The organism is Plesiomonas shigelloides (genome assembly GCF_900087055.1).
Lineage (GTDB): Bacteria > Pseudomonadota > Gammaproteobacteria > Enterobacterales > CAMTGL01 > Plesiomonas > Plesiomonas shigelloides.
Genome location: NZ_LT575468.1, coordinates 1,520,782 through 1,538,309 on the forward strand (window position 1 = coordinate 1,520,782; position 17,528 = coordinate 1,538,309).

Sequence of the window (17,528 nt, forward strand, 5' to 3'; positions counted from 1 at the left end):
GCTGCGGGCTGTTTTAGTTTTTACCGATTCACTTATTGCCAAGCTTGCTGGCGCTGAGACGTTTATACTGACTGGCTAAGCTGCGCGTACTGAACGTGATTACAGACTGTGCGACTCTTGTTCGGCGCGTAGCTCTTGTAATGCAATTTCCAACGATGGCATAAAGTCCAGTTTTCCTGGCTCGGGTTTCACTCGTGCGCGTGCCAACGTTTTCAGCGGTTGGAATGGCACATCGGTGATAATCAGGCGCTGCTCCGGCTGGATATGTTCAATAAAGTGCATCAGTGCGTTTAAGCCTCCCGCATCCAGTACCGAGACGGCGTCCCACTGCAGGATCAGGGTTTGTTTTCCCTCAGCTTGTTCGGTCAGTTCGCTAAATACGCGCTCTGCCGCAGCAAAAAACAGCGGCCCGTTAATCCGAAACACCGCGGTGCTGTCTTGTAACGGCTCGGCTACGACAACCGGCGATACCCGTGTCATCTTGGCGATATTGCGCATAAACAGCAGTGACGCCAGCACGATCCCGACTGTAATCGCGATTACCATGTCAAACAGCACCGTTAAGCTGGTACAGACCAGCATCACGGTAATATCACCACGTGGAGCACGGCGGATCAGGTGAATCACCTTGTGGATCTCACTCATGTTCCACGCCACCATCAGAAGCAATGCGGCCATGGCGGCCAATGGCAGGTAAGAGAGCCATGGTGCTAGTACTAGCAAAGCCAGCAGCACAACTAACGCATGCACGATCCCTGATACCGGTGAAGTGGCACCCGCGCGCACGTTGGCGGCAGAACGGGCAATCGCGGCGGTAGCGGTGATCCCACCGAAGAACGGCGCGAGCAGGTTACCAATGCCTTGGCCGATCAGCTCATTGTTTGAGTGGTGTTTGGTACCGGTCATGCCATCGAGCACGACGGCGCACAGCAGTGACTCAATCGCTCCCAGCATCGCCATAGAAAATGCCACAGGCACAATGGCGCTCAAGGTGTGCCAGTTCCAGTGCACTGGATTACCATCTGGCCCCGGTAACTGCCACGGCAACATAAACTGCGGCAGGATTTGCGGAATACCTTGGCCGACGGTGCCATCAGCCAAATGGTAGCTAAAGCTACTGCCGATCGTCGCAATCGGGTAACCGAGGTGGATCATCAAAAATGAGGCGGCCACCCCAACCAGCACGGCGGGCAGGTGACCCGGGATAGGCAGGCGTAAACGCGGCCACAGTAACAACGTGGCGAGCGTCGCGACCCCAACCAGTGTATCGCCCGGATTGAGTGTTGGCATGGCGTGTGCCAGCACCTGAATTTTTGCCAGATAGCTTTCTGGCAAATGCGTGATGCTGAGGCCGAAAAAGTCACGAATTTGCAGTGTCGCAATGGAAATCGCAATACCGGAGGTAAATCCTAAGGTAACGGGCAGGGGGATGTATTCAATCAAGCGTCCCAAACGTCCAAGCCCCATTAATAACAGGAAAATCCCAGAAATTAGCGTGGCCATCAACAGGCCGCCCAAGCCAAACTTTTGCGCGACCGGGAACAAAATCACCACAAACGCGGCGGTGGGGCCGGAAATGCTGTAGCGTGAGCCGCCCGTTAACGAGATCACCAAACCCGCAATAATAGCGGTGTACAAGCCTTGCTGCGGGGGAACACCACTGGCAATGGCCAGCGCCATTGACAGCGGAATGGCAATAATGCCCACCGTGATCCCAGCGATAAGATCTCGTGAGAAACGGGCTTTAGTATAAGGAAGTTTAATGCAGGCTTCGGCCATGGCACTAAACGGACGTAGTCGTGACCCATTAGGGCTTTTTATCTGATTAGGCATGAAATTAAGTACCATCCATTTGTGATGACAACAATTAGTGGTCCGGATAGTCTTTCAACCACTGCTCCTAGCAGTAACCATACTCCGCCGATCTGCCCCTAGGGTAGATGTAAATCAAATTTATGAATGTTGCGTATAATAATTTGTTTATTAAGCCATTGTTTTTAAATTGGATGATAAACGTAGATGATGGCATTTTTTGTGGGTAAAACAACCAAAAGAAACGTTTTTGAAGGAATTAGCTTGACCGTTTTACCTGAAACCTCTATATTCTTGCCCCGTCCGGTGCTGATAGCGAAACGCAATCACTGCGGCACAAAATTTGGTGAGGTGTCCGAGAGGCTGAAGGAGCACGCCTGGAAAGTGTGTATACGGCAACGTATCGAGGGTTCGAATCCCTCCCTCACCGCCAAATTTAAAGAACCCCTGCTTACGAGCAGGGGTTTTTGCGTTTTAGCGCCCAGCTACACCTAATAAAAAAACAGCTAACAAAATACAGCCAATAAAAAAGCCCAGCATAATGACTGGGCTTTTTTGTCTTTCATCTTTTGGTCTTACTTAATCTTCGTATTTGCCACACGGCACATCAGCCAATAAATTTGGTCACGAAGTTACTGATATTCGCCACGCTAGATACTGCCATCACCAACACAATTACGGCACCAATCACAGTCAGGTAAATCGGGTGCTGATAGTTGCCGACGATATCTTTACGCCGTGTGGCGGCCAGTACCATCCCTAATACGATTGGTAGGATAATGCTGTTAACCAGACCGGCCAGCATCAGCAGCAGGATAGGCATGTTCATAGTGACGGTGCCAAGGCTGGTCAGCGCAATAAACGCGATACACCACATTTTTTCATGGCGGGCGACCACCGGGAACAGGGTCTTAATCAGTGAGATGGCCATGTAGGAGTTACCGACTACGGAGGTAATCGAGGCAACAAACAGTACCAGACCGAAGATGAAATAACCGATTTGTCCCGCACCTTGACGGAAGGCATCGGCGGCTGGGTTGGCTTTGTCTAATACTGCGCCGGTGGCAATTACACCGAAGATGGCCAAGAACAGCAAGATTCGGATCACCACGGCAATCGAGATGCCTGCCCATGCCGCTTTTTTGATAGACGGAATGTTTTCCTGCCCCTGCAGGCCGATATCCACGAGACGTTGTGCGCCGGTGTAATATCCACCCACCGCGCCACCGACAATGGTTAAGGTAGGCAGCAATAAATTCCCCAAATCCCCCGGCATCACGGCGGCGGTGAGCGTTTCACCCATCGGCGGCAAGCTGGTCATGGCCACATAGGCAATCAGTACAATCATGAACAGGCCAAGGTAGCGCGCCATCTGATCCATGCGTTTGGAGGCATTGTGCACCACAAACAGCAGGCAGCCGACCACCCCAGTAAACAGTGCGCCCCAGGTGGTATCAATGCCGGTTAAGACATTAATCCCTAGCGCCGCGCCGCTGACATTACCGAAGTTAAAGGCTACCGCACCTAACGCCAGTAAGGTACCGACGACATAACCCATCCCCGGAGCAACGCGGTTCGCGATATCTTGGATCCGCAGGCCCGATACGCCGACAATGCGCCATAAGTTCATCACAATACCGAAGGTGATAAACATAGAGGCCAGCACAGGGAAAGCCATGTCCACTTTGTAGATATTGGTAAAAACGGCGGTTTGGGTCAAAAAGCCAGGACCTACAGAGGTGGTTGCCATTAAAAAGGCGACGCTTAAAACGGCTTTCTGTTGCCAAGTGCGGGGAGTTGTCGCAGCGGGTGCGTTAGATGAAGTTATCAAAGTCATGCCGGTCTCAAAAATGTGGTCTCTCTCTTTATAGAAAAAAGAAAGACAACTGACCGGGATCAGCTGAGCTTGGTGACTCGATAATAGTACTACAATATTATTTATTTAAAACAACGAGTTACCAGATGGCGTCCGTTGGATTGGCGCGAATACTAATCGTAAATGCGAAGTGAGTCAACCGATATCCACAATTTTAGATCGCCGCCTCAAACGTGCATAAAACCTCAGCGGTGGCGCTGAACTTGAGAAGCCGAAATTAGTCATTGCCTGCGCAATTGGGTACCATCGCGCATATCTTTTTATTTTCCCTTGGTATTTTGTTAGCGCACTCAGCGGATAGAGCGACCTATGCAGAAGAAAATCACGATGGCCGAGATCTCAAAGCAGCTCGGGATCTCAAAAATGACCGTGTCACGCTACTTTAACGGCGGTTATGTGGCCGAAGAAACACGGCAAAAAATCGATGCAGTGGTCAAAGCGAATCACTATACCCCGAATAAATTTGCCCAATCGATGCGCTGCCAATCTAACATTATCGGTTTTATTGCGCCGCGTATTGAGTCTTATACCACCAGTCAGGTCATCAAAGGCGCCTTGGCGGCCGCGAGCGATCTGCAGGCGCGTTTGCTGTTCCATGCGACCGGTTTTGATCATGACTCCGAGCGTCAGGCGGTGAGCGAGTTCACCAATTTGAATGCGTTGGGGACAATTTTGATTGCCTCGAAGCACAGCGTGACCGAACCGTTTTACCAGAGTCTGCACAACCTGATTTTTATCGGTAAACATATCCCCGACCAATGCTGTTTGTATTACCCCGAAGAGGCCGCGTTGCATGCCTTGGTCACGCAAGTGATCGGGCAACTGGTGCAGCAGCAAGCGCCGGTTCATGCGGTTCACTATGTGTATGATGCGCGGATGCTGTCGAGCCGCACTCAGTATATGCAGCAACTGCTGTCGCAAGATTACGCGCATCTGCCGCTCACGTTGCAAAGCTTGGCCAATTCTGAAGATAAAGCGGCGTACCAAAGTCTGCGTTTGCAACCGCACCAGCTCTATTTTTGTGCCACCGACAACATTGCGATGCGCCTGTATCGCTGTGCCAAAGAGCAAAAATTGAGTATTGGCCGTGATATCTGGATTGTGGGGATCGGTGACTATGAATACAGCGATCTGTTAGTGCCGAGTTTGAGCAGTGTGGCCTTTAATCACTACGAAATTGGTTATCAATCCGTCAAAAAGCTGGTTGAGCGTGACTTCAGTGCGCTCGAAGGTGCCTTCGAATTAAAAATCAGGGAAAGCTCTCAGTTTAGATAAAAAATTTTTGTGCCTCGGTTGGTTAACATTTACTCTGTATGTTATCGATAACACATAGTGTGAATGACAACCACTAAGGCTCAGGGATGCAACAGTCAACTCACTCTTCAATTGCTGCCAATAGCTCCAACCAAACTCAGCCAGAAGGCGTGGTGTGGTGGAAAAAAGCCACCGCTTACCAAATCTATCCGCGCAGTTTTTATGACTCCAATAACGACGGAATAGGGGATATCCCCGGCATTATTGCTAAGCTTGATTACCTCGCGGCGCTGGGCGTGGATTTGGTTTGGATCTGCCCGTTTTATCAATCCCCAAATGACGATAACGGTTATGACATCAGTGACTACCAAGCTATCCATCCAGATTTTGGGACGCTCGAGGATGTTGATGCCCTGATTTCCGCGGCGCACCAGCGTGGGATCCGCATTATTTTGGACTTGGTCATCAATCACACCAGTGATGAGCATCCATGGTTTATCGAATCACGGCAAAGCCGCACGAGCCCGAAGCGTGATTGGTATATCTGGCGTGATGGCACTGAGCCGAGTCGCGAGAAGCCAACGTCTGAGCCAAATAACTGGGAAAGCATCTTCCACGGTAGCGCTTGGGAATACGATGAACAGACTGCGCAATACTATTTGCACCTGTTCTCGAAAAAACAGCCGGATCTGAATTGGCAAAATCCTGAGGTGAAACAGGCGCTATTTCGGATGATCCACTGGTGGGTAGCACGTGGCATTGATGGTTTTCGAGTCGATGCCATCAGTCATATCCAAAAAGAGCCGGGCTTGCCGTCATTACCTAATCCAAACGGCGAGCGTTATGTCTCTTCTTTTCCTTACCACATGAATGTTGCGGGCATTGAAGCGCCGCTGGCGGAGCTGCGCGAGCAGGCGTTTGCCCCGTTCGATATTGTCACGGTCGGTGAAGCCAATGGCGTGGCCGCCGAAGAGGCGTTGAGCTGGGTTGCGGAGGAAACCGCTGAGCAATCGGCAGGCGTCTTCAACATGATTTTCCAGTTTGAACACATGAAGTTGTGGGCGGAAGAAGAGTCACGGGAAACGTTTGATTTGGTGAACTTCAAGCGCATTTTGTCACGCTGGCAAAATGCCTTGGAAGGGAAGGGCTGGAACGCTTTGTATCTGGAAAATCACGATCAAGCGCGCAGCATCAATACCTTTGCGGATGCCGATAACTGGTACGCCAGTGCCACAGCGTTAGCGACCTGCTATTTCTTGATGAAAGGCACGCCGTTTATCTATCAAGGCCAAGAGATTGGCATGGTGAATCATCGTTTTGCATCGCTGGATGATTTTCAGGATGTCTCGGCTCGTAATCTGATTACTAAGCTCAGACAAAAAGGCAAAACCGATGCACAAATCTTGGCGTTGTTGAACCAAGTCTCGCGCGATCATAGCCGTTTGCCGATGCAGTGGAATGACCATGCCTTTGCCGGTTTTTCCGCTGTACAACCGTGGATCACCGTAAACCCTAATTATCGGCAGATTAATGTGGCGCAGCAGCAAGCTGACCCCAATTCAGTATGGCATTTCTATCGCCGCCTGATTGCGCTGCGCAAAGCCAACCCAAGCTTAATCACGGGCCGCTACCAGCTGTTATTAGAAGACGACCCGCAAATCTATGCCTACCAGCGTGTTGCCGATGACGCCATTTGCACCATCATCACCAATTTAAGTGCCCATGATGCGCAGGTGGATTTGGATATCGCGGCGCTGGGCGAGTGTGTGCTGCATAACCAGCAAGCCGGTGATGGCGGTGCAGCTCTCACTGCAAGCGAATGTGTATCACCGTTTTTGGCAGCATCGTTTTTAGCAGCACCGTATTCGGCTTACGTATTCATCCAAAAAAATACGCAATAACTTTCTACTATGTGTGTAACGCGCATGCTCACTCAAGGAACGGATTATGAGTAAATTGTTGTCGTTTGATTTTTGGCAGCGATTCGGGAAATCCCTTATCGTGGTCATTGCGGTAATGCCTGCCGCAGGGTTGATGATTTCACTGGGTAAAGTGGTTGGCATGTATGCTGGTGGCATAGGTTTTATTGAAACCTTCGGCAGCATCATGGAAAACCTCGGTTGGGGCGTGATCGTTAACCTTAACTTGCTGTTTGCCGTGGCGATTGGTGGTTCATGGGCCAAGGAGCGCGCAGGAGGCGCATTCGCGGCGATTATTGCCTTTGTGCTGATCAACCGCACGACCGGCGTCATTTTCGGTGTCGATAACGCCATGCTGGGCGATCCGCAGGCGACCGTGTTGAGTTTGTTTGGCAATCCTCTGCCCGTATCGCAATTTTTCACCAGTATTCTAGGCTCGCCAGCGCTCAATATGGGCGTGTTTATCGGTATTATCTCCGGCTATTTGGGCGCGACATTATTTAACCGTTATCACGATTTTGCGCGTCTGCCAGAAGCATTGGCATTCTTTAACGGTAAGCGCTTTGTACCGTTTGTGGTGATTTTCTATTCGGTGCTGATTGCGGTGGCATTAGCGGCGATTTGGCCGCTGATCCAAGGTGCGCTGAACAGCTTCGGTCAGTGGATTGCAACCTCAAAAGATACCGCGCCGGTGATTGCGCCGTTTGTCTACGGCACCTTGGAGCGTTTGCTGCTGCCATTTGGTTTGCACCACACTCTGACCATCCCGATGAACTATACCGAGCTCGGTGGTACTTATCAGCTGTTAACCGGTGCCAGTGCGGGCTCGAATGTGTACGGTCAAGATCCTCTATGGCTGGCATGGGTGAGTGACCTGAATAACCTGAAACTGTCAGATCCTGCAACTTACCAGCGTTTGTTGGAAACCGTACATCCGGCGCGTTTTAAAGTCGGTCAGGTGATTATTGCGGCGTCTTCGTTGATTGGTATCGGTCTGGCGATGTACCACAGTGTCGATCGTGAGAAACGCAGTCAGTACAAGCCAATGTTCTTGTCTGCCTGTCTGGCGGTGTTACTGACCGGTGTAACTGAGCCTATCGAATTCATGTTTATGTTTGTCGCGCCGGTGCTGTATGTCGTGCATGCGCTATTAACCGGTATCGTCTTTGCGCTGGCAGACTTCATGGATTTGCGTGTGCATGCTTTTGGTCTGATTGAGCTGCTGACTCGGGTGCCGATGATGGTGTCGGCGGGTATTGGTCGTGACTTGATCAACTTTGTGCTGGTTTGCGTGCTGTTCTTTGGCGTCAACTACGGTCTGTTCCGCATCTTAATCACCAAATTTAATCTGCCAACACCGGGACGTGCAGGGAATTACATTGATGATAAGAACGATGATATGTCGCAAGACGACAAGCTGGAGATCATCCTGCAGAACTTGGGCGGTCGCAGCAACATCAGTGAAATCGATGCTTGCATGACGCGCTTACGGATCACGGTTAAAGACCCAACCTTAGTCAGTGAGTTTACCGCTTGGCAGCCAACGGGCGCCGTCGGGTTGGTGATCAAAGACCAAGGGGTGCAAGCGATTTATGGCCCGGGCGTGGATGTCATCAAATCCGGCTTGGTACAGAAGTTCGCGGCCGCGTAAGTCCGAATGACTGTTATAGATCGATTATCACCGATAAATGCCGTCATCGGCGGCGTTTATCGGACATACCAAGTCAAGAGCTACCCGAGAATGCCGGACATTCACTCTTCACGTATTGAGCTACAACATGAAGTTACTGACATTAAACACCCACAGCTGGCAAGAAGATGAGCCGCTGGCTAAGTTAGACATCTTAGCCAAGGCGATCATCGAACAAGATTGCGATGTGGTGGCGTTACAAGAAATCAATCAGCACCAAACTAGTGGGTATTTGCAGCGTGATCTGCTGCCGAGCTCAACTGCCGCGCAAGCGCATGCCTATAATTTGCTGAATCCGCAAATCCGAGTGGGCAATTATGCCTATCTCTTGCAGCAAAAGCTGCGTGAGTACGGTCAGCGCTATCAACTGACGTGGGATTTTGTACATCAAAGCTATGCAGTGTACGAAGAAGGGCTGGCCTTTTTAAGCCGACTGCCTATTTTGCAGCATGAAGTGATCGACTTAAATGATGATTACGATGAGCAAAATTGGAAGCACCGACGTGCAGTGCGCATACGCGTGCACCATGCCGGACAAGAGATCGATCTATTTAATTGTCACTGTGGCTGGTGGGATGATGCCGAGTCACCTTTCCAGCAGCATATCGATCGGATTGCGAGCAAAGTGACACCGCGCTTGAGCTTCTTTCTTGGCGATTTTAACAATCCGGCGCACCTTTCTCAGCAAGGCTATGATTATGTGCAGCAGCAAGGGTGGTGGGATTGCTATGAGCTGGCGGAGCAAAAGGATGCGGGCATTACGGTAGTGAAGAAAATCGATGGCTGGGAAGATAACACCCAGAGCCTGCGCTTGGATTTTATCTTTGCCAATCTACCGGTGAGAGTTAAACGCAGCCAAACCCTGTTCACGGGTGATTGTTATCCGGTGATCTCGGATCATTTCGGTGTCTTCACTGAGCTTGATTTAGGTACGCCGGAGTCAAATTAAGTTTCAAGGTTATCTCACTACTGGCGGCGTGCTTTTGGGGTTGCCGGTGGTGAGTGCTCAGCTGTATTAGCTCAATCTTTGTGCGTGAGCCGCCCGCTTATCTTTTTCGTTTTTTCCTTCTTCCTCGTTCCTTCTCTTGCTTTCTTCCTCGCTGCATTTCGAAATGGCCTGACAGTAGTGCTTCTTTCCATATCGATTGCGCGTAATTTCTACTCAATCACACGCCAGCAATCTGCGCGACAAAACCGCTCAACAAAACAGGTCGACAAAACAGGTCGACAAAATAGAAAGTGCTCTTTTTTTATAGTGAAAAATTTTATAATTAAAACTGCAGCCAGTATCGAAGTAATAATGGCATTTTTTCTATATGCTGCTCGGTTCAAAAGCATTTTTACAGACCAGTGTCAGGCGCACGGGTGATTCACGGGGTACATTTTCATGCTGACAACCTCCAGTCTGACATGCCAACGTGGCGAGCGAGTCTTACTGCATGATTTGCAGTTCTCCGCCAGTGCGGGAGAAATGGTACAAATTGAGGGGCCAAACGGTGCCGGCAAAACCACGTTGCTGCGTATTTTGGCCGGTTTAGCGCTACCCGATACCGGTGAAGTGCTATGGCAGGGCGAGCCGATTCGCCACCAGCGCGAACGTTATCAAGAAAGCTTGCTGTATTTGGGACACCATCCGGGGTTGAAACGGGTGCTGACCGCCTATGAAAATCTGGCGTTCTATCAGCAAGTGTCAGGTGGGCAGTGTGACGACAACGCGTTGTGGGATGCGCTGGCGCACGTGGATCTCGAAGGTTTTGAAGATGTGCCGGTGGCCCAGCTTTCCGCAGGTCAGCAACGCCGCGTAGCTCTGGCGCGATTGTGGCTTAGCCAACATCCACTTTGGATCCTTGATGAACCGCTGACCGCCATTGATAAATCCGGTGTTGCCAAATTGCTGGGATTATTTGAACGGCATATTTCCAGTGGTGGGATTATTATCCTTACTACGCATCAGGACTTAAATTACCCCAATATGCGCCATTTTCGGCTCGGCAATATGGAATAAGATGCAATGCTATTGGCAATAATTAAACGTGAGCTGAAAATTGCGTTTCGAAATTCAACGGAAATTGTTAATCCGCTGCTGTTTTTTGTGATTGTGATTACCTTGTTTCCATTGAGTATTGGCCCTGAACCCAAATTATTGGAGCGGATTGCGCCTGGTATTATCTGGGTTGCCGCGCTCTTATCTTCTTTACTCTCTTTAGAGCGCTTATTTAAGGATGATTATCTAGATGGTTCGTTAGAGCAGTTGATGCTACTGCCTGTGCCGTTACCTTTGATTGTCTGTGCTAAAGTCATCTCTCATTGGCTGTTGACCGGCCTGCCGCTATTGATTTTATCACCGCTTATTGCAGTATTACTGTCGCTCAAACCTGAGGTCTGGTTGACCATGGCCACCACGTTGCTGCTGGGGACGCCAACCTTGAGTTTTATTGGCGCCATTGGCGCGGCATTAACCGTGGGGTTACGCAAGGGCGGGGTACTGCTGAGTTTGCTGATTTTGCCGCTGTTTATCCCCGTGTTGATTTTTGCCACCGCTACGCTGGATGCGTCAATTATGGGCATGCCACTGAGCGGCTATTTGGCCATTTTAGGCGCCATGCTCATGGGCAGCATCACCTTATCGCCGTTTGCCGCTGCCGCCGCGCTGCGCATTAGTGTGCAATAAACGTGGTCTACCCGAGATTCTGGGCAAAATAACTCAAAAGGGTAATGGGTTGGATAAGTACCCGCGCGGAAAATAGGGCTTTAAACAATCACTGTGAACTATCTAGTGAAATACAGAGAAAAGAATAGCCGAAATTGCTAGAACAGAGACAATTAGCAAACGCCAAACAATACCGTAACGTGGTGTAACTTTTATGATGCAATTACAATACGGCCACGACGTAAGTACAGCACAGCTCTGTTGAACCGCTATTTATTGAGCACTCCTGTCGAATGCGTTGATGGTGAGTGCTGATAATAAGAAAACAGTTTCACAAGACAATAAGAGAGATCCAATTATGTGGAAATGGCTACATCAGTACGCAGCACCGGAGCGGCTGTATCAGCTTTGCGGCCGGTTGCTCCCGTTCAGCGGAGTTCTGGCGGTGGTACTGCTGGTGACCGGTCTGGTGTGGGGATTTGTCTTTGCACCGGCAGACTATCAACAGGGTGATAGCTACCGGATCATGTATCTGCATGTTCCCGCCGCCATTTGGTCGATGGGTATTTACGCTTCAATGGCGATTGCCGCGTTTATTGGGCTGGTTTGGCAAATTAAGATGTCTGATCTGGCCAGCGCCGCGATGGCGCCAGTGGGGGCGGTGTTTACCTTTATTGCTTTGGCAACTGGCTCGGCGTGGGGTAAGCCTATGTGGGGCGCGTGGTGGGTGTGGGACGCGCGCCTGACCTCAGAGCTGATTTTATTGTTCTTATATCTGGGCGCGATTGCCCTGTATAACGCCTTTGACGATCGCCGTCTGGCAGGGCGCGCGGCCAGTATTTTAATTCTGGTTGGCGTCGTGAACTTGCCGATCATCCATTTTTCTGTTGAGTGGTGGAATACCCTGCATCAGGGCTCAACCAACATGCAACAAAGCATCGCACCGAGTATGCGCACGCCACTGCGGCTGAGTATTTTTGGTTTTCTGTTCTTCTTCATTACCTTGACGATGATGCGTCTGCGTAACTTGATTCTGGCTCAGGAGCGTCATCGCCCGTGGGTGAAGAATCTGGCTTTACGCGGCGCGGCAACACCATCGTCTGCGGTGTCCGGTAAGGGAAATAAAGCATGACGGCATTTTTTGATTCATGGGATGCCTTTCTGGCCATGGGCGGTTACGCCTTTTATGTCTGGTTGGCCGTAGGTATCACCTTCATTTCCTTGCTGGGAATTTGTGTCCATACCCGTTGGACTCACTCTCAGTTGTTGGCCGAAATCCGGCGTCAGGAAGCGCGGGCACAGCGCGTGCAGAAAATAAAACAACAAAAAGCCTCAGACCATGTTGTGAGTCATAAGGAGAGTCAAGAATGACAATGAGTTCCCGCCGGAAAAACAGACTGTATCTGGTTGTGCTGGTGCTGCTGGGTGTGATCACCACGATTGCGCTGATCCTGTATGCACTGCGCTCGAACATTGACCTGTTTTATACCCCCGGTGAGATCCTAAACGGCAAAGGCGCACAACATGAAAAGCCGGAAGTCGGCCAACGTCTGCGTATTGGCGGCATGGTACTGCCGGGCTCAGTGCAACGTGCGCCAGATAGCCTGCAAGTGACTTTCAAACTGTATGATGCCAAAGGCGTGGTTGAAGTGACCTATGATGGCGTATTGCCCGATCTGTTCCGTGAAGGGCAGGGCATTGTGGCGCAAGGCGTGTTGATGCCGGGTCAGGTGATTCAGGCTAACGAAGTGCTGGCCAAGCATGATGAGAATTACACGCCGCCAGAAATTCAGCAGGCGATGGAAACCAACCATCACACTCCAGCGAAGCCGACGCCAAGCATGCCAGCGCCAGCCAATGGGAATGCATCATGATCCCTGAAATTGGTAACTTTTTACTGGCGCTGGCGCTCGCATTGGCGCTGCTATTGAGCATTTATCCGTGCTGGGGCGCGGTGCGCAATGACAGCCGGATGATGGCCACGGCGCGTCCGCTGACCGTCGGTATGTTTTTAGCTATCACACTTTCGTTTGGCTGTCTGGTTTACGCATTTGTGATGAATGATTTCACCGTGGCGTATGTAGCAACCAACTCCAACTCGCAATTGCCGGTCTATTTCCGTATTGCGGCAACCTGGGGCGCTCACGAAGGCTCATTGCTGTTGTGGGTTATGTTGCTGAGCTGGTGGACGCTGGCGGTGGCTTTTTTCAGCCGTCGGATGCCACAAGACTCGGTGGCGCGCGTGTTGTCGGTGATGGGGATGATTAATATCGGCTTTTTGCTGTTTATTATCCTCACGTCTAACCCGTTTACGCGCACGTTGCCAGATTTCCCGATTAATGGTCGCGATCTGAACCCATTGCTGCAGGATGTTGGGCTGATTTTCCACCCACCGCTGCTGTACATGGGTTATGTCGGCTTCTCGGTGGCGTTTGCGCTGGCCATTGCGTCACTGATGGCGGGGCGTTTGGACTCGGTATGGGCGCGCTGGTCACGTCCTTGGACATTAGCTGCGTGGGTCTTTTTGACTCTTGGCATCGTGCTGGGTTCTTTCTGGGCCTATTACGAACTGGGCTGGGGCGGCTGGTGGTTCTGGGATCCGGTCGAAAACGCCTCCTTGATGCCATGGTTAACCGGTACCGCGCTGATGCACTCACTAGCGGTATCAGAAAAACGCGGCACCTTTAAAGCGTGGACGGTGCTGCTGGCAATCACCTCGTTCTCGTTGTGTCTGCTGGGGACTTTCTTAGTGCGTTCTGGCGTGCTGGTTTCGGTGCATGCGTTTGCTTCCGATCCATCGCGCGGTATGTTCATTCTGGCCTATCTGGTGGTGGTGATTGGTGGCTCGTTGCTGCTGTATGCACTGCGCGGTGGCCAAGTGCGTACTCCGGGGCGACACGAGTTTTTCTCACGCGAAACCTTCTTACTGCTGAATAACCTGTTGCTGGTCGCAGCCACCTTGGTGGTGCTGCTCGGCACCTTGCTGCCATTGGTGCACAAGATGCTCGGCTTGGGCAGTATTTCGGTCGGTGAGCCCTTCTTTGATGCCATGTTCACCTATCTGATGGTGCCATTCTCGCTGCTGTTGGGTATTGCGCCGCTGGTGCGTTGGCGTCGTGATGAGCTGCGTCGTATTCGCATGCCGATGCTGCTGGGTTTGGTCGGTTCAGTGGCGCTGGCGGTATTGCTGCCGTGGTTACTGCACGATCGCATCGCCGCGATGACCGTAGTGGGTCTGCTGATGGCGTTGTGGGTGATTATCCTGACGCTGGCCGAAGTGTATGAGCGTGCCACGCACCGTTTTGGTTTGCTGCGTGGACTGACTAAATTGCCGCGTAGCCACTGGGGCATGGTGTTGGCGCATCTGGGCGTAGCGGTAGCGGTGATCGGTATTGCCTTTAGCCAGAATTACAGCATCGAGCGTGATGTGCGCATGCGTGCGGGCGATACGCTAGAAATTCGCGATTATCTGTTCACCTTCCGTGATGTGCATGAAATCAAAGGGCCAAACTATACCGGCGGTATGGCGGTGATTGACGTGACCCGCGATGGCAAACCGGAAGCGACCTTGAACGCTGAAAAACGCTTCTATACCCATGCGCGTAGCATGATGACCGAAGCGGCTATCGATGGTGGGTTGACCCGTGACCTGTACGCCGCACTGGGTGAACAACTGGACGATAACTCATGGGCGGTGCGCATTTATTACAAACCGTTTGTCCGCTGGATCTGGTGGGGTGGTTTGCTGATGGCTATCGGTGGTGCGCTCTGTATGTTTGACCGCCGTTATCGCAGCGTGGTGTATGCAACAACTCAGCCGGAGACTACACAAAAATGAAGCGTAAGTTGCTTTTTATCCCGCTGGCGCTGTTTTTGATTTTAGTGCTGACCTTTATGGTACAGCTGATGCGTAACGCGGGTGGGGAAGATCCGACCATGCTGGAGTCGGCACTGATCGGTAAACCGGTGCCGCCGTTTAAGCTGGAATCGCTGGATATTCCAGGGAAAACCTACAGCCAAGACGTGCTGCACGATGGCAAACCGCTGCTGCTGAATGTGTGGGCGACGTGGTGTCCGACCTGTTATGCCGAGCATAAATACCTCAATACGCTGGCCAGCCGAGGTGTGCGCATTGTGGGGATGAACTACAAGGATGATCGCAAAAAAGCCATCGCGTGGCTCAATGAGCTGGGCAATCCGTATGCGCTGAGCTTGTATGATGGTAACGGCATGCTGGGATTGGATTTGGGCGTATATGGCGCACCAGAAACATTCCTGATTGATGGCCAAGGCATCATCCGTTATCGTCATGCCGGTGATATGAATGAAACCATCTGGAAGCGCGAAGTTGAGCCTTTGTGGCTTAAATATAACGGCGCACCGGTTTCTGATTTGCCTGCGAAGCCTGTCGCGGCTCCAGCTCCTGTTCAGGGGGGCGCACAATAATGAAAAACGCAAGCATGAAGAAAATGTTGCGTGTTTTCTGGTTGCTGGTGGGAATGGCACTGCCGCCACTGGCGTATACCGGTTTGGTGTATGCCAGTGTGATTGATACCTATCAGTTTTCCACCGTTGAGCAAGAGCAGCAGTACCGCGAATTAACCGCGCAGCTGCGTTGCCCGAAATGTCAGAACAACAACATCGCCGATTCGAACGCGATTATCGCCGAAGACATGCGGCAGAAAGTGTATGAGCTGATGCAACAAGGCTACAACAAGCAGCAAGTGGTGGATTACATGGTCACGCGCTATGGCAATTTCGTGACTTACGATCCGCCATTAACCGCCTCGACCCTGATTTTGTGGCTGGGGCCGCTGTTGGTATTGCTGGGCGGCGCGTTCATCATTTTCCGTCAGACCGCGAAACGTCGCACTGATAAAGCACTCGTCACCAGCGCGGCGGTGGTTTCTGAAGAGCAGCAACAGCGCTTGCAGCGACTGCTGGAGGAAAATGGCAAGTCGGCTCCAAATAGCCATAACGAGAAGAATAATAACGGAGAACAACCATGATGACATTTTGGCTGTTGGTCGTGGTGTTGCTGGTGGTCAGTGCGCTACTGCTGGTGGTTCCCGTATTGCGCGCGCCGGGAGAAAGTCACCAGACGACCCGTGATCGCTTGAATACCGCACTTTACAAACAGCGCGTGCAGGAAGTGGCGCAAGACGAAGAGCTTGGCGTCGTCAGCGAACAGCGTGAGATGGTGCAAGATCTGCAGCAAACCTTGCTGGCGGATGTGCCGGTTGCCAATTCTGCGACTACGCAGCCTATTTCGCGCTGGGCATTGGTGCCGGGCGTCATTGTGCTGCTGGTGGTGAGTGTGGGGTTTTATCTGAAAACCGGCGGTCAATCGCAGATGGCCGAGTGGTCTCAGGTGATCAAGCAAATGCCGCAACTGCGCGAGCGGGTGCAGCATGAAGATCAAAAACCATTAACGACAGAAGAGCTAGCGCGTTTGGGATTAGGTCTGCGTACAGAGTTGCAACAGCAGCCGAATAACTTGCCGGATTGGGTGATGTTAGGCCGCATCGGTATGGCGCTTAACAACCTGACCACCGCATCGCAAGCGTTTGAAAAGGCTTATCAGCTGGCGCCGGATAACGTGGAAGTGATCTTGGGCTATGCCGAGGTGCTGATTCAGTCTAGCGATCCGGCCGATAACCGCAAAGCCGAAGGGTTGCTAAAGCGCGTACTGCGTCAAGATCATCAGAACATGCAGGCGTTAGCGCTGCTGGCGTTTAGTGCATTTGAACAGGAGAACTACCAGCAAGCTATTGGTGCTTGGGAAGTGATGCTGAAGATGATGCCTAAAGATGATTCTCGTCGCACCTTGCTGGAGCGCAGTATTGAAGCGGCAAAAGCGCGCGCCGGTATCACAGCGCCAGCGCTGAAAGTGCGTGTGGATGTTCCGCCGACACTGCGTAGCAGCTTACCGGCTTCGGCGCGTTTGGTGGTACTGGTGACTGACGGACAAAGTCCGGTGCCGGTTGCGGTGCGTCAAATTCCATTGGGCGAACTGCCACAAACCGTGACTGTTTCTGATGCCGATAGCATGATGCCAGAGCGTAAACTGTCGTCGCTTTCTTCGCTGCAAGTGAAAGTGAAGGTGATTGATGGGCAGGCGGATATTATGTCGCCGGGTGTCTTAAGCGGTAAGAGCGCGGTACAGCCGTATCAGGCCAATCAGCCGGTAGCCGTCGAGGTGAATCATCGTCCAGATCCACATGCTGCGCCGATGATGCCCATGCCGCCTGCACAGTGATGCTTATCTGCTAAGCTAACAAAGCTAAGCCAAGAAAAGCCCCGCCTGATGCGGGGCTTTTTTATGTC

At 51.6% G+C, this 17,528-nt stretch carries 15 protein-coding genes and 1 tRNA gene; 14 read left to right on the top strand and 2 right to left on the bottom strand.

Annotated features, from left to right (window positions below; genetic code table 11):
• Positions 1-99: 99 nt before the first annotated feature.
• Entirely contained in the window at positions 100-1,821 is a 1,722-nt protein-coding gene (gene dauA, locus NCTC9997_RS06600) for a C4-dicarboxylic acid transporter DauA (protein WP_197665269.1), read from the bottom strand.
• Between the two features lie 336 nt (positions 1,822-2,157).
• Here dauA and NCTC9997_RS06605 point away from each other — a divergent pair.
• Positions 2,158-2,245: transfer RNA gene (locus tag NCTC9997_RS06605), tRNA-Ser, on the top strand.
• A 174-nt stretch (positions 2,246-2,419) separates the two neighbouring features.
• Here the strand turns inward: NCTC9997_RS06605 and NCTC9997_RS06610 are convergent.
• Entirely contained in the window at positions 2,420-3,562 is a 1,143-nt protein-coding gene (locus tag NCTC9997_RS06610) for an NRAMP family divalent metal transporter (protein ID WP_010861715.1), read from the bottom strand.
• A 435-nt stretch (positions 3,563-3,997) separates the two neighbouring features.
• Here NCTC9997_RS06610 and NCTC9997_RS06615 point away from each other — a divergent pair, with 435 nt between their 5' ends.
• The 13 genes from NCTC9997_RS06615 to ccmI all read left to right on the top strand — a co-directional run bounded on the left by NCTC9997_RS06615 (position 3,998) and on the right by ccmI (position 17,460).
• Positions 3,998-4,963 carry a LacI family DNA-binding transcriptional regulator gene (locus tag NCTC9997_RS06615; protein ID WP_064977621.1) on the top strand — a complete coding sequence of 322 codons (966 nt, stop codon included), beginning with the start codon at positions 3,998-4,000 and terminating at the stop codon, positions 4,961-4,963.
• Positions 4,964-5,049: 86 nt separating this feature from the next.
• A complete protein-coding gene (locus tag NCTC9997_RS06620) occupies positions 5,050-6,843 on the top strand; it encodes a glycoside hydrolase family 13 protein (RefSeq protein ID WP_064977622.1) in 1,794 nt (597 codons plus the stop codon).
• A gap of 46 nt (positions 6,844-6,889) precedes the next feature.
• Positions 6,890-8,512 (top strand): PTS transporter subunit IIBC, encoded by a 1,623-nt coding sequence (locus tag NCTC9997_RS06625; protein ID WP_064977623.1) that lies wholly within the window; start codon positions 6,890-6,892, stop codon positions 8,510-8,512.
• A 127-nt stretch (positions 8,513-8,639) separates the two neighbouring features.
• Complete coding sequence (locus tag NCTC9997_RS06630; RefSeq protein ID WP_064977624.1) at positions 8,640-9,500, top strand: endonuclease/exonuclease/phosphatase family protein; 861 nt, start codon at positions 8,640-8,642, stop codon at positions 9,498-9,500.
• A gap of 438 nt (positions 9,501-9,938) precedes the next feature.
• A complete protein-coding gene (gene ccmA / locus NCTC9997_RS06635; RefSeq protein WP_039045288.1) occupies positions 9,939-10,556 on the top strand; it encodes a cytochrome c biogenesis heme-transporting ATPase CcmA in 618 nt (205 codons plus the stop codon).
• A 6-nt stretch (positions 10,557-10,562) separates the two neighbouring features.
• Positions 10,563-11,222 (top strand): heme exporter protein CcmB, encoded by a 660-nt coding sequence (gene ccmB, locus NCTC9997_RS06640; protein WP_010861709.1) that lies wholly within the window; start codon positions 10,563-10,565, stop codon positions 11,220-11,222.
• Between the two features lie 337 nt (positions 11,223-11,559).
• Positions 11,560-12,333 (top strand): heme ABC transporter permease, encoded by a 774-nt coding sequence (locus NCTC9997_RS06645; RefSeq protein WP_010861708.1) that lies wholly within the window; start codon positions 11,560-11,562, stop codon positions 12,331-12,333.
• Positions 12,330-12,572, top strand: coding sequence for a heme exporter protein CcmD (gene ccmD / locus NCTC9997_RS06650; protein WP_064977625.1), 243 nt, complete (start codon positions 12,330-12,332; stop codon positions 12,570-12,572). The genes NCTC9997_RS06645 and ccmD overlap by 4 nt, the downstream gene beginning before the upstream one ends.
• Before the next feature lie 2 nt (positions 12,573-12,574).
• Positions 12,575-13,075, top strand: coding sequence for a cytochrome c maturation protein CcmE (gene ccmE / locus NCTC9997_RS06655; protein ID WP_039045286.1), 501 nt, complete (start codon positions 12,575-12,577; stop codon positions 13,073-13,075).
• Positions 13,072-15,039 (top strand): heme lyase CcmF/NrfE family subunit, encoded by a 1,968-nt coding sequence (locus tag NCTC9997_RS06660; RefSeq protein WP_064977626.1) that lies wholly within the window; start codon positions 13,072-13,074, stop codon positions 15,037-15,039. Before ccmE ends, NCTC9997_RS06660 begins: the two co-directional genes overlap by 4 nt.
• Positions 15,036-15,647 carry a DsbE family thiol:disulfide interchange protein gene (locus tag NCTC9997_RS06665; RefSeq protein ID WP_082935497.1) on the top strand — a complete coding sequence of 204 codons (612 nt, stop codon included), beginning with the start codon at positions 15,036-15,038 and terminating at the stop codon, positions 15,645-15,647. The genes NCTC9997_RS06660 and NCTC9997_RS06665 overlap by 4 nt, the downstream gene beginning before the upstream one ends.
• A gap of 26 nt (positions 15,648-15,673) precedes the next feature.
• Entirely contained in the window at positions 15,674-16,210 is a 537-nt protein-coding gene (locus NCTC9997_RS06670) for a cytochrome c-type biogenesis protein (RefSeq protein ID WP_177331143.1), read from the top strand.
• On the top strand, positions 16,210-17,460 hold the full coding sequence (ccmI, locus tag NCTC9997_RS06675) for a c-type cytochrome biogenesis protein CcmI (protein ID WP_064978456.1): 1,251 nt from the start codon (positions 16,210-16,212) through the stop codon (positions 17,458-17,460). The genes NCTC9997_RS06670 and ccmI overlap by 1 nt, the downstream gene beginning before the upstream one ends.
• Positions 17,461-17,528 lie beyond the last annotated feature (68 nt).